At 67.9% G+C, this 13,689-nt stretch carries 10 protein-coding genes; all 10 read left to right on the top strand.

The window, feature by feature from the left end; translation table 11 throughout:
- The first annotated feature begins 177 nt into the window (after positions 1–177).
- The 10 genes from rplK to rpsG all read left to right on the top strand — a co-directional run bounded on the left by rplK (position 178) and on the right by rpsG (position 13,673).
- The gene (gene rplK / locus E4198_RS09950) at positions 178–612 is read left to right on the top strand and encodes a 50S ribosomal protein L11 (protein ID WP_136182839.1); all 435 of its coding nucleotides are present in this window, start codon (positions 178–180) and stop codon (positions 610–612) included.
- A 77-nt stretch (positions 613–689) separates the two neighbouring features.
- Positions 690–1,412, top strand: coding sequence for a 50S ribosomal protein L1 (gene rplA / locus E4198_RS09945; protein ID WP_136182838.1), 723 nt, complete (start codon positions 690–692; stop codon positions 1,410–1,412).
- 117 nt (positions 1,413–1,529) lie between these two features.
- Positions 1,530–2,462, top strand: a complete 933-nt coding sequence (locus E4198_RS09940) for a hypothetical protein (RefSeq protein ID WP_136182837.1) — start codon at positions 1,530–1,532, stop codon at positions 2,460–2,462.
- A gap of 391 nt (positions 2,463–2,853) precedes the next feature.
- Positions 2,854–3,423, top strand: coding sequence for a 50S ribosomal protein L10 (gene rplJ, locus E4198_RS09935; RefSeq protein ID WP_136182836.1), 570 nt, complete (start codon positions 2,854–2,856; stop codon positions 3,421–3,423).
- A 90-nt stretch (positions 3,424–3,513) separates the two neighbouring features.
- A complete protein-coding gene (rplL, locus tag E4198_RS09930; protein WP_136182835.1) occupies positions 3,514–3,903 on the top strand; it encodes a 50S ribosomal protein L7/L12 in 390 nt (129 codons plus the stop codon).
- Positions 3,904–4,398: 495 nt separating this feature from the next.
- Positions 4,399–7,881, top strand: coding sequence for a DNA-directed RNA polymerase subunit beta (rpoB, locus tag E4198_RS09925; protein ID WP_136182834.1), 3,483 nt, complete (start codon positions 4,399–4,401; stop codon positions 7,879–7,881).
- A gap of 98 nt (positions 7,882–7,979) precedes the next feature.
- Positions 7,980–11,879 (top strand): DNA-directed RNA polymerase subunit beta', encoded by a 3,900-nt coding sequence (locus E4198_RS09920; RefSeq protein WP_136185294.1) that lies wholly within the window; start codon positions 7,980–7,982, stop codon positions 11,877–11,879.
- Positions 11,880–12,029: 150 nt separating this feature from the next.
- Positions 12,030–12,545 (top strand): DUF1707 and DUF4190 domain-containing protein, encoded by a 516-nt coding sequence (locus E4198_RS09915; RefSeq protein ID WP_136182833.1) that lies wholly within the window; start codon positions 12,030–12,032, stop codon positions 12,543–12,545.
- A 283-nt stretch (positions 12,546–12,828) separates the two neighbouring features.
- Positions 12,829–13,200 carry a 30S ribosomal protein S12 gene (rpsL, locus tag E4198_RS09910; protein WP_003948652.1) on the top strand — a complete coding sequence of 124 codons (372 nt, stop codon included), beginning with the start codon at positions 12,829–12,831 and terminating at the stop codon, positions 13,198–13,200.
- Positions 13,201–13,202: 2 nt separating this feature from the next.
- Entirely contained in the window at positions 13,203–13,673 is a 471-nt protein-coding gene (gene rpsG, locus E4198_RS09905; RefSeq protein WP_027738898.1) for a 30S ribosomal protein S7, read from the top strand.
- The last annotated feature ends 16 nt before the right edge of the window (positions 13,674–13,689 follow it).

Genomic DNA, 13,689 nt, shown 5'->3' with positions numbered 1-13,689 from the left:
TCCATGCCTCGGGTGGGGGCGGGCGGGCCTGCGGGGCCTGCCCGCCCCCACCGATTTCAGAGCTCGCCACGGTAGGCGCTATCGTGGTGCGGTATGCCTCCATCCGGCTGACGGGCTCGTCCGGGCCCGGCCGCGGACGGAGGCGCGAATCACTTCTCACCAGGACCCGGAGAGAACATGCCTCCCAAGAAGAAGAAGGTCGCGGGGCTGATCAAGCTCCAGATCCAGGCCGGTGCCGCCAACCCGGCTCCGCCGGTCGGCCCGGCGCTGGGTCAGCACGGCGTCAACATCATGGAGTTCTGCAAGGCCTACAACGCTGCGACCGAGTCGCAGCGCGGTTGGGTCATCCCGGTGGAGATCACGGTCTACGAGGACCGCTCCTTCACCTTCATCACCAAGACGCCGCCGGCCGCGAAGATGATCCTCAAGGCCGCCGGCATCGAGAAGGGCTCCGGCGAGCCGCACCTCAACAAGGTCGGCAAGGTCACCCGTGACCAGGTGCGCGAGATCGCCACGACCAAGATGCCGGACCTGAACGCGAACGACCTGGACCAGGCGGAGAAGATCATCGCCGGTACCGCTCGTTCCATGGGCGTCACCGTCGAGGGCTGATCCCTCCACCCGATCACCCGTGGAAGGGCCGGCGCGGCCCGCACCACGACTCCGAACCTGAGACAGCAGGAGCAGCAGTGAAGCGCAGCAAGACTCTCCGCAGCGCGGACGCCAAGGTCGACCGGGCGAAGTTCTACGCCCCGCTCGAGGCCGTCCGGCTCGCCAAGGAGACCTCCTCGGTGAAGTTCGACGCGACCGTCGAGGTCGCCATGCGTCTGGGCGTCGACCCGCGCAAGGCCGACCAGATGGTCCGCGGCACCGTGAACCTCCCGCACGGCACCGGTAAGACCGCCCGGGTCCTGGTCTTCGCGACCGGTGACCGTGCTGCGGCCGCGGAAGCCGCCGGCGCCGACATCGTCGGCTCCGACGAGCTGATCGACGAGGTCTCCAAGGGCCGTCTGGACTTCGACGCCGTCGTCGCCACCCCGGACCTGATGGGCAAGGTCGGCCGTCTCGGCCGTGTGCTCGGTCCGCGTGGCCTGATGCCGAACCCGAAGACCGGCACCGTCACCCCGGACGTCGCCAAGGCCGTCACCGACATCAAGGGCGGCAAGATCGAGTTCCGGGTGGACAAGCACTCCAACCTCCACTTCATCATCGGCAAGACGTCGTTCGACGAGGCCAAGCTCGTGGAGAACTACGCCGCGGCGCTGGACGAGATCCACCGCCTCAAGCCGTCGGCCGCCAAGGGCCGTTACGTGAAGAAGACCACCATCAGCACCACGATGGGCCCCGGTGTCCCGGTCGACACCAACCGCACGAAGAACCTCCTCGTCGAGGAGGACCCGGCGGCCGTCTGAGCCGTCGGCCACGCGGGACGCACACGGCGCCGGGCCCCGTTCTCCGTTCGGAGGGCGGGGCCCGGCGCCGTACCATATGTGCCAACCGAACATATGAAGAAACAGTGGGGGTTGGGGATGCGCGCGTTTCGCAAGGCCGTCCTGGCGACCGTGAGCGTGGCCATGGCGGCCACGCTCACCGCCTGCACCAGCGGGGAGAAGTCGGATGATGCAGGCAAGGCGGGAGAGGAGGTCTCGCAGCAGACCGACTCACGCTCCGCGATAGCGGTCATGACCGCGTCCACGCGGAAGACCAGTGAGGCGAAGTCCGCGAAGGTCTCGATGGAAATGACCCTGCCCGGCCAGACCGGCGGCACCATGGAGATGAACGGCGTCATGGGCTGGGACCCGTACGCGATGGACATGACCATGACGGGTGGCGAACTGGCCGGGGCCGGCGGGGCGGGCGGCAGCCGGGTGATCTGGCTGGACGACGCCATGTACATGGACATGGGCGAGGCCGCTGCCGCCGACATGGAGGGCAAGCGGTGGATGAAGATCGACCTGGGCGCGGTCGCGGAGTCCGCGGAGGACCCCGAGATGGCCGAGGCCATGACCTCCGGCCTGGACAACCTGGGCCAGAGCCCGGCCCAGCAGATGGGCATGCTGCTGGACTCGCCGAACGTGAAGTTCGCCGGTGAGGAGAACATCGACGGCGTTGCCACCCGGCACTACACGGGTTCGCTGACGATCGAGGAGTCGCTGGAGGCGAACAAGTCGCTCGAGGTGCTGGAGGAGAAGGAGCGCGAGCAGCTTCTCGACCAGCTGGAGTCCTCCGGGATCGAGGAGTACCGCATCGAGGCATGGGTGAACGAGGAGGACCTTCCGGTACGCATCGATGTCGGGATGGAGACCCCCGAGGGCACCGTCGACATGACGCAGAAGATGAGCGACTTCGGTGCCGACGTCTCGGTGGACGCTCCGCCGGCCTCCGAGACCATCGACCTGATGAAGATGCTGGAGGAGCTCCAGGGTGCGGGGAGCACCGCGGGAGCCGGCACCGGCATGTGACGGACGCCGCCGGAGAGCTCCGGACCCGTCCACGGCGGCTTCGCCGCCCACCGGCGGGAGAGGCGGCCTGTCGGCGGGAGAGGCGCCCTGACGTCTCTCCCGCCGCCTCCGGCCTGCCGCCGAGCCGATTTGCCTGCGCAGGTGTCGCCCGCGTAATCTGACGCGGAAGCCAAAGACCGCTGGTTGCGGTGCGTCCACACGAGGGCGCACGGCCGAAGGATCCGCTAGCTGCGGGCGACCCGCGTAGGTGAACTGGAAGAGCTCCCGGTCGACGTGCGCATCGAGCGCGTGGCATCCGGTCGAGTCTCGCCCCGTGCGCCTGCGCCCGGGGCGTTTCGCATTCCCAGCCCCTTCCGCGCGGTCCTCATCACCCGGAAGGAGGCCGAGGCTCATGGCGAGGGACCAGGTCGCACCCGACAAGGTCGCAGCCGTCGAGGAGATCACGAACCGTTTTCGCGACTCCAACGCGGCGGTCGTGACCGCGTACACCGGTCTCACCGTGGCGCAGCTCAAGGACCTGCGCCGTTCTCTCGGTGAGAACGCTCAGTACCGTGTGGTGAAGAACACGCTGACCAAGATCGCGGCCAACGAGGCCGGGATCAACGAGCTCGACGAGTACTTCACGGGCTCGTCGGCCGTCGCCTTCGTGACCGGTGACCCGGTCGAGGCGGCGAAGGGTCTGCGCGACTTCGCCAAGGACCACCCCGCTCTCGTGATCAAGGGCGGCATCGTCGACGGCGGCGCGATGACCGCCGCCGAGCTCAACAAGCTCGCGGACGTCGAACCCCGCGAGGTGCTGCTCGCCAAGCTGGCCGGTGGCATGAAGGCGTCCATGGCCAAGGCCGCGGCGACCTTCCAGGCCCCGCTCACGAAGATGGTCCGCACCGCGGACGCCCTTCGCAGCAAGGTCGAGCAGGGCGGTGCCGGTACGCCGGCTCCCGCCGAGGCCGACGCGGAGTAAACACCCCCGCACGGTCGCAGCGGGCCCGAGTACGCCCGCCGATATCGCAAGACAACCGGCACCCGCCGAATTAGTGGAAGGACCGCCACCATGGCGAAGCTCAGCCAGGAAGACCTGCTCGCGCAGTTCGAGGAGATGACCCTCATCGAGCTCTCCGACTTCGTGAAGAAGTTCGAGGAGAAGTTCGACGTCGAGGCCGCCGCCCCGGCCGCCGTCGCCGTCGCCGCCCCCGGCCAGGGTGGCGGCGCCGCCGAGGCTGCCGAGGAGCAGGACGAGTTCGACGTCATCCTCACCGGCGCCGGCGACAAGAAGATCCAGGTCATCAAGGTCGTGCGCGAGCTCACCTCGCTCGGCCTGAAGGAGGCCAAGGAGCTCGTGGACGGCACCCCGAAGCCGGTCCTCGAGAAGGTCGCCAAGGACGCCGCGGAGAAGGCCAAGGAGTCCCTCGAGGGCGCCGGCGCCTCCGTCGAGGTCAAGTGACCTCACGAGTCTGCTGACTCTTTCGCGGTACGTCTGAACGTGCCGTTCCGAAGGGCGATCACCCGAACGGGTGGTCGCCCTTCGGCCGTGCCGGGACGGGTTCCTTGCCCTTCCGAAACGGGCGGGTATGGTGATCACCGCTGCCGAGGGGGCGCCGAGGGGGCCTTGACGAATGGCACGCAGCGCGCAATTCTCGGGTCGCGTCGTCACACCGATCCAGGTTCCGAGGCATGGATCGGTGACGAAGCGGGAAGCATGGTGATGCGCCGAGAGCACCCGTCGCCTCCGAGGGCCGGAGGGTGCCCCGGCGCTGTGACGACAGCACAACGAGAGAGGGGGAGAGTGGCACTGCGCCGTTCTCCGGAGAACCGCTCTGGACATCAGTGGGCCGTTTGGCTACACTGACCCTTTGCGCTGCCTGTTAGATGCTCCCTGCCCGTCACCAGGGGCACCGGTATGCGCGTAGTGAGTCCGAGCCCTCGGAAGGACCCCCTCTTGGCCGCCTCGCGCAACGCCTCGACCGCCAATTCGAACACCGCCGTCGGCACCGCCCCGCTGCGAATCTCCTTTGCGAAGATCAAGGAGCCCCTCGGGGTTCCGAACCTTCTTGCGCTGCAGACCGAGAGCTTTGACTGGCTCCTCGGCAACGACGCCTGGAAGGGTCGCGTCGAGGCCGCGCTGGACAGTGGTCAGGACGTCCCCACCAAGTCCGGTCTGGAGGAGATCTTCGAGGAGATCTCCCCGATCGAGGACTTCTCCGGGTCGATGTCGCTGACCTTCCGCGATCACCGCTTCGAGCCTCCGAAGAACTCGATCGACGAGTGCAAGGAGCGCGACTTCACCTACGCCGCGCCGCTCTTCGTCACCGCCGAGTTCACCAACAACGAGACCGGCGAGATCAAGTCCCAGACGGTCTTCATGGGCGACTTCCCGCTCATGACCAACAAGGGCACCTTCGTGATCAACGGCACCGAGCGTGTCGTGGTCTCGCAGCTGGTGCGCTCGCCGGGCGTCTACTTCGACAGCTCGATCGACAAGACCTCCGACAAGGACATCTTCTCCGCCAAGATCATCCCGTCCCGGGGTGCCTGGCTGGAGATGGAGATCGACAAGCGCGACATGGTCGGCGTCCGCATCGACCGCAAGCGCAAGCAGTCGGTCACCGTGCTGCTCAAGGCGCTCGGCTGGACGAACGAGCAGATCCTCGAAGAGTTCGGCCAGTACGAGTCGATGCGCGCCACCCTGGAGAAGGACCACACCCAGGGCCAGGACGACGCACTGCTCGACATCTACCGCAAGCTGCGTCCGGGTGAGCCCCCGACTCGCGAGGCCGCGCAGACGCTGCTGGAGAACCTCTACTTCAACCCGAAGCGCTACGACCTGGCCAAGGTCGGCCGGTACAAGATCAACAAGAAGCTGGGCGGCGACGAGCCGCTCGACTCCGGCGTGCTCACCACCGCCGACGTGATCGCCACCATCAAGTACCTGGTCAAGCTGCACGCCGGCGAGGAGGAGACGGTCTCCGCCGAGGGCGACCAGATCGTCGTCGAGACCGACGACATCGACCACTTCGGCAACCGCCGCCTGCGCAACGTCGGCGAGCTCATCCAGAACCAGGTCCGCACCGGCCTGGCCCGCATGGAGCGCGTCGTCCGCGAGCGGATGACCACCCAGGACGTCGAGGCGATCACGCCGCAGACCCTGATCAACATCCGGCCGGTCGTCGCCTCCATCAAGGAGTTCTTCGGCACCAGCCAGCTGTCCCAGTTCATGGACCAGACCAACCCGCTCTCGGGTCTGACGCACAAGCGCCGCCTGTCGGCGCTGGGCCCGGGTGGTCTGTCCCGTGAGCGGGCCGGCTTCGAGGTCCGCGATGTGCACCCGTCGCACTACGGCCGCATGTGCCCGATCGAGACTCCCGAGGGTCCGAACATCGGCCTGATCGGTTCGCTGGCCTCCTACGGCCGGGTCAACGCGTTCGGCTTCGTCGAGACCCCGTACCGCGTGGTGGAGAACGGCGTCGTCAGCGACGAGGTGCACTACCTCACCGCCGACGAGGAGGACCGCTTCGTCATCGCGCAGGCGAACGCGCCGCTGAACGAGGAGATGCGGTTCGCCGAGGACCGCGTACTGATCCGCCGCCGCGGCGGCGAGGTCGACCTCATCCCCGGCGACGACGTGGACTACATGGACGTCTCGCCGCGCCAGATGGTGTCGGTCGCGACCGCTATGATCCCCTTCCTCGAGCACGACGACGCCAACCGCGCGCTCATGGGGTCGAACATGATGCGCCAGGCCGTGCCGCTGATCAAGGCGGAGTCGCCGCTGGTCGGCACCGGCATGGAGTACCGCTGCGCGGTCGACGCCGGCGACGTCATCAAGGCCGAGAAGGAGGGTGTCGTCCAGGAGGTCTCCGCCGACTACGTCACGGTGGCCAACGACGACGGCACGTACACCACGTACCGCATCGCCAAGTTCTCCCGCTCCAACCAGGGCACCTCCTTCAACCAGAAGGTGCTCGTCGACGAGGGCGAACGCGTCGTCGTCGACCAGGTGCTGGCCGACGGCCCGTCCACCGAGGCCGGTGAGATGGCGCTCGGCAAGAACCTGCTGGTCGCGTTCATGCCGTGGGAGGGCCACAACTACGAGGACGCGATCATCCTCTCCCAGCGTCTGGTGCAGGACGACGTCCTCTCCTCGATCCACATCGAGGAGCACGAGGTCGACGCCCGCGACACCAAGCTGGGCCCGGAGGAGATCACCCGGGACATCCCGAACGTCTCCGAGGAGGTCCTGGCCGACCTCGACGAGCGCGGCATCATCCGCATCGGCGCCGAGGTCGAGGCGGGCGACATCCTCGTCGGCAAGGTCACCCCCAAGGGTGAGACCGAGCTGACCCCGGAGGAGCGCCTGCTGCGCGCGATCTTCGGCGAGAAGGCCCGCGAGGTCCGCGACACCTCGCTGAAGGTGCCGCACGGCGAGACCGGCAAGGTCATCGGCGTCCGCGTCTTCGACCGGGAGGAGGGCGACGAGCTGCCCCCGGGCGTGAACCAGCTGGTCCGCGTCTACGTCGCGCAGAAGCGCAAGATCACCGATGGTGACAAGCTCGCCGGCCGCCACGGCAACAAGGGCGTCATCTCCAAGATCCTGCCCGTCGAGGACATGCCGTTCCTGGAGGACGGCACGCCCGTCGACATCATCCTCAACCCGCTCGGCGTCCCGTCCCGGATGAACCCGGGCCAGGTCCTGGAGATCCACCTGGGCTGGCTCGCGTCGCAGGGCTGGAAGGTCGAGGGCAGCGAGGAGTGGATGGAGCGTCTGAAGTCCATCGGGGCGGACGAGGTCGCCGCGGGCACCAACGTCGCGACCCCGGTCTTCGACGGCGCCCGCGAGGACGAGATCGCCGGTCTCTTCGAGTCCACGATCCCGAACCGCGACGGCGAGCGCATGGTCCAGCCCTCCGGCAAGGCCAACCTGTTCGACGGCCGCTCCGGCGAGCCGTTCCCGGACCCGATCTCGGTCGGGTACATGTACATCCTCAAGCTGCACCACCTGGTCGACGACAAGCTGCACGCCCGGTCCACCGGTCCGTACAGCATGATCACCCAGCAGCCGCTGGGTGGTAAGGCCCAGTTCGGCGGTCAGCGCTTCGGTGAGATGGAGGTGTGGGCGCTCGAGGCGTACGGCGCCGCGTACGCCCTCCAGGAGCTCCTGACCATCAAGTCCGACGACGTCACCGGCCGCGTGAAGGTCTACGAGGCCATCGTCAAGGGCGAGAACATCCCGGAGCCGGGCATCCCCGAGTCCTTCAAGGTGCTCATCAAGGAGATGCAGTCGCTCTGCCTCAACGTGGAGGTGCTGTCCTCGGACGGCATGTCCATCGAGATGCGCGACACCGACGAGGACGTCTTCCGCGCCGCGGAAGAGCTCGGTATCGACCTGTCCCGGCGCGAGCCGAGCAGCGTCGAAGAGGTCTGACGGGGGCCGGGGACCCGCTTTGGCGGGCCCCCGGCACCCACCCCGGACCCCCGTTCAGACCATTGATCTAGAGACGACCCTGAGAGGGATTGACGAGAGTGCTCGACGTCAACTTCTTCGACGAACTGCGAATTGGCCTGGCCACCGCTGACGACATCCGTCAGTGGTCGCATGGCGAGGTCAAGAAGCCGGAGACCATCAACTACCGCACCCTCAAGCCGGAAAAGGACGGGCTCTTCTGCGAGAAGATCTTCGGCCCCACCCGGGACTGGGAGTGCTACTGCGGCAAGTACAAGCGCGTCCGCTTCAAGGGCATCATCTGTGAGCGCTGCGGTGTCGAGGTCACCCGCGCCAAGGTGCGCCGCGAGCGGATGGGCCACATCGAACTGGCCGCCCCCGTCACGCACATCTGGTACTTCAAGGGCGTGCCGTCCCGGCTGGGCTACCTGCTGGACCTCGCTCCGAAGGACCTGGAGAAGGTCATCTACTTCGCCGCGTACATGATCACGTACGTGGACGAGGAGCGCCGTACGCGCGACCTGCCCTCGCTGGAGGCGCACGTGGGCGTGGAGCGCCAGCAGATCGAGCAGCGCCGTGACGCCGACCTGGAGGCCCGGGCCAAGAAGCAGGAGGCCGACCTGGCCGAGCTCGAGGCCGAGGGTGCCAAGGCGGACGTGCGCCGCAAGGTGCGCGAGGGCGCCGAGCGCGAGATGAAGCAGCTCCGCGACCGCGCGCAGCGCGAGATCGACCGCCTCGACGAGGTGTGGAACCGCTTCAAGAACCTCAAGGTGCAGGACCTTGAGGGCGACGAACTGCTCTACCGCGAGCTGCGCGACCGCTTCGGTACCTACTTCGACGGCTCGATGGGCGCCGCCGCGCTGCAGAAGCGGCTGGAGACCTTCGATCTGGAGGAGGAGGCCGAGCGCCTCCGCGAGATCATCCGTACCGGCAAGGGCCAGAAGAAGACCCGTGCGCTGAAGCGCCTCAAGGTCGTCTCCGCCTTCCTCCAGACCAGCAACAGCCCCAAGGGCATGGTGCTGGACTGCGTCCCGGTGATCCCGCCGGACCTGCGTCCGATGGTGCAGCTGGACGGTGGCCGCTTCGCGACCTCCGACCTGAACGACCTGTACCGCCGCGTCATCAACCGCAACAACCGCCTCAAGCGGCTCCTGGACCTCGGCGCGCCCGAGATCATCGTGAACAACGAGAAGCGGATGCTGCAGGAGGCCGTCGACGCGCTGTTCGACAACGGCCGCCGCGGCCGGCCGGTCACCGGCCCGGGCAACCGTCCGCTGAAGTCGCTGTCCGACATGCTCAAGGGCAAGCAGGGCCGCTTCCGGCAGAACCTGCTCGGCAAGCGCGTCGACTACTCGGCCCGTTCCGTGATCGTCGTCGGCCCGCAGCTCAAGCTGCACCAGTGCGGTCTGCCGAAGGCCATGGCGCTGGAGCTCTTCAAGCCGTTCGTGATGAAGCGCCTGGTCGACCTGAACCACGCGCAGAACATCAAGTCGGCGAAGCGCATGGTCGAGCGCGGCCGCACGGTCGTGTACGACGTGCTGGAAGAGGTCATCGCCGAGCACCCGGTGCTGCTCAACCGTGCACCGACCCTGCACCGCCTCGGCATCCAGGCCTTCGAGCCGCAGCTGGTCGAGGGCAAGGCCATCCAGATCCACCCGCTCGTGTGCACCGCGTTCAACGCGGACTTCGACGGCGACCAGATGGCCGTGCACCTGCCGCTGTCCGCGGAGGCGCAGGCCGAGGCCCGCATCCTGATGCTGTCCTCGAACAACATCCTCAAGCCGGCCGACGGCCGTCCGGTGACCATGCCCACCCAGGACATGGTGCTCGGGCTGTTCTTCCTCACGACCGACGAGGAACAGCGCAAGACCATCGGCGACGACCGGTCGTTCAACTCGGTCGCCGAGGCGATCATGGCGTTCGACGCCCGCGAGCTCTCGCTCCAGGCGAAGGTCGACATCCGCTTCCCGGTCGGGACCCTGCCGCCGCGCGGCTGGACTCCGCCGACGCCGGAGGAGGGCGAGCCCGAGTACCAGCCGGGTGACAGCTTCCGGCTGCGGACGACGCTGGGCCGCGCGCTCTTCAACGAGCTGCTGCCGGAGGACTACCCGTTCGTCGACTACACGGTGGGCAAGAAGCAGCTCTCCGGGATCGTCAACGACCTGGCCGAGCGCTACCCCAAGGTGATCGTCGCGGCAGCGCTGGACAACCTCAAGTCCGCCGGTTTCCACTGGGCGACCCGTTCCGGTGTGACGGTCGCGATCTCCGACGTCGTGGTCCCGGCCGCGAAGAAGGAGATCATCGCGTCGTACGAGGCTCAGGACGAGAAGGTCCAGAAGCAGTACGAGCGGGGTCTGATCACCAAGGACGAGCGTTCCAACGAGCTGGTCTCGATCTGGACCCGGGCGACCAACGAGGTCGCCGAGGCGATGAACGAGAACTTCCCGAAGACCAACCCGATCTTCATGATGGTCGACTCGGGCGCTCGAGGAAACATGATGCAGATGCGCCAGATCGCCGGTATGCGCGGTCTGGTGTCCAACGCCAAGAACGAGACCATCCCGCGTCCGATCAAGGCGTCCTTCCGCGAGGGCCTGTCCGTGCTGGAGTACTTCATCTCCACGCACGGTGCCCGTAAGGGTCTGGCCGACACCGCCCTGCGTACCGCCGACTCGGGTTACCTGACCCGTCGTCTGGTGGACGTCTCGCAGGACGTGATCATCCGCGAGGAGGACTGCGGCACCGACCGCGGCCTCAAGCTGGAGATCGCGGCCCAGGGCGAGGACGGGGTGCTGCGCAAGGCCGAGGACGTCGAGACCAGCGTGTACGCGCGTGCCCTGGCCGAGGACGTCGCGGTGGACGGCAAGGTGCTGGCCCCGGCCAACACCGACCTGGGCGACGTGCTCATCGACGAGCTCGTGCGGCACGGCGTCTCCACGGTCAAGACCCGCTCGGTCCTCACCTGCGAGTCCCAGGTCGGCACCTGCGCCATGTGCTACGGCCGCTCGCTGGCCACCGGCAAGCTGGTGGACATCGGCGAGGCCGTCGGCATCATCGCCGCCCAGTCCATCGGTGAGCCCGGCACCCAGCTCACGATGCGCACCTTCCACACCGGTGGTGTGGCCGGTGACGACATCACGCAGGGTCTGCCGCGTGTCGTCGAGCTCTTCGAGGCCCGTACGCCGAAGGGTGTCGCGCCGATCTCCGAGTCGGCCGGCCGGGTGCGGATCGAGGAGACCGAGAAGACCAAGAAGGTCGTGGTCACGCCGGACGACGGCTCCGACGAGACCTCCTACCCGGTCTCCAAGCGTGCGCGCATGAAGGTGTCCGAGGGCGACCACGTGGCCGTCGGCCAGCCGCTGACCGTCGGTGCGACCAACCCGCACGACGTGCTGCGCATCCTCGGGCAGCGCGCCGTCCAGGTCCACCTGGTCAACGAGGTGCAGAAGGTCTACAACTCGCAGGGCGTGTCGATCCACGACAAGCACATCGAGATCATCATCCGGCAGATGCTGCGCCGGGTGACGATCATCGAGTCCGGCGACGCGGAGCTGCTGCCGGGCGAGCTGGTCGAGCGGACGAAGTTCGAGGGCGAGAACCGCCGGGTCGTGACGGAAGGCGGCCACCCGGCCTCCGGCCGTCCGCAGCTGATGGGCATCACCAAGGCCTCGCTGGCCACCGAGTCGTGGCTGTCGGCGGCGTCCTTCCAGGAGACGACCAGGGTTCTGACCGACGCGGCGATCAACGCCAAGTCGGACTCCCTGATCGGCCTCAAGGAGAACGTCATCATCGGTAAGCTCATCCCGGCCGGTACGGGCCTGTCCCGCTACCGCAACATCCGGGTCGAGCCGACCGAGGAGGCCAAGGCCGCGATGTACTCGGCCGTCGGCTACGACGACATCGACTACTCGCCGTTCGGCACCGGCTCCGGCCAGGCCGTTCCGCTGGAGGACTACGACTACGGTCCGTACACCGGCTGACGAGTCGTACGTCGCGCAGGGCGGTCACCCCTCGGGGTGGCCGCCCTGCGGTATGTGCGGGGGGAACTGTACGCGCGGGGCCTGCGTCCTGGATGATGGTTGTCCCCTCCCGTCGCACGCGTACGGGAGGGGCCACGGGGAGGTCGGAAGATGCTGGCTGGAAACGCGGACCGGGAGCGGACGGTCGACGTGCTGCGCGCCGCCTACGCGGAGGGTCGACTGACCCGCGAGGAGCACGACCAGCGGGCCGCCCGGGCGCTTGCCGCGCGCACCGTAGAGGAGCTCCAGCTGCTCGCCGCGGACCTGCCGCAGGGGCCCGGTGGCGTGCCGGCGGTGTTCCAGCAGCCCCGCCCCTTCCCGGGGCCGTTCCCGGGGTATCCGGCGTACCGCGGCTTCGGGCCGCCCGCGTCCCCGTACCCGCCGCCCGTCCCGTACGCGCAGCCGCCCGCCAACGGCGCGGCGATCGGCTCGCTGGTGTGTGGTCTGCTCGCGCCGTTCAGCGCCGGCTTCACCGGTGTCCCCGCGGTGATCCTCGGGCACAAGGCCAGGGCGGAGATCCGGCGGACGGGGGAGCGGGGCGACGGCTGGGCCATCGCGGGGCTGGTACTGGGCTGGATCGGGGTGTGCTTCGTCCTCCTGATCCTCATGGGCATCGCCGCCGGTTGATCGCCCAGGGGCCGCGCGGGTACTTGTTTTGACCGGTGCGGACGCGGTAGGTAGGCTCTGACCTTGTGCCTGGGGTATCCCCTGCCCTTCCTGCGCGCATCGACGCCAGGAACGGGTGACTTCGGATACCGGTGTCTGCACGCTTCTCCCGTAAGGGAAGTCCCGCTCGCGGCACGTTTCCGCAGGCGGGGGGCTGTGCAGGCCCCGACACACCCGACCGCGTGGGTCGGGGACGTGTTCCAGGTTAGCTTTACCGAGACGGCACACAGAAAACGGAGAATCTGTGCCTACGATCCAGCAGCTGGTCCGCAAGGGCCGGCAGGACAAGGTCGAGAAGAACAAGACGCCCGCACTGGAGGGTTCGCCTCAGCGCCGCGGCGTCTGCACGCGTGTCTTCACCACCACCCCGAAGAAGCCGAACTCGGCCCTGCGCAAGGTCGCCCGTGTGCGACTGACCAGCGGGATCGAGGTCACCGCCTACATTCCGGGTGAGGGCCACAACCTGCAGGAGCACTCCATCGTGCTCGTGCGCGGCGGCCGTGTGAAGGACCTGCCGGGTGTTCGCTACAAGATCATCCGCGGCTCCCTCGACACGCAGGGCGTCAAGAACCGCAAGCAGGCTCGCAGCCGCTACGGCGCCAAGAAGGAGAAGTAAGCATGCCTCGTAAGGGCCCCGCCCCGAAGCGCCCGGTCATCATCGACCCGGTCTACGGCTCTCCTCTGGTGACCTCCCTGATCAACAAGGTGCTGCTGAACGGCAAGCGCTCCACCGCCGAGCGCATCGTCTACGGCGCCATGGAGGGTCTGCGCGAGAAGTCCGGCAACGACCCGGTCATCACGCTCAAGCGCGCGCTCGAGAACGTGAAGCCGACCCTCGAGGTCCGCTCCCGTCGCGTCGGTGGCGCCACCTACCAGGTGCCGGTCGAGGTCCGCCCCGGCCGTTCCTCCACCCTCGCGCTGCGCTGGATCGTGGGTTACTCCCGCGCCCGCCGTGAGAAGACGATGACCGAGCGTCTGATGAACGAGCTGCTCGACGCCTCCAACGGGCTCGGCGCCGCCGTGAAGAAGCGCGAGGACACCCACAAGATGGCCGAGTCCAACAAGGCCTTCGCGCACTACCGCTGGTAGTCGCAGACCCCATCGA

This window comes from Streptomyces sp. RKND-216 (assembly GCF_004795255.1).
Lineage (GTDB): Bacteria > Actinomycetota > Actinomycetes > Streptomycetales > Streptomycetaceae > Streptomyces > Streptomyces hazeniae.
Note: the sequence above shows the minus strand (reverse complement) of the source record. Positions and strands in the feature narration are given on the sequence as shown.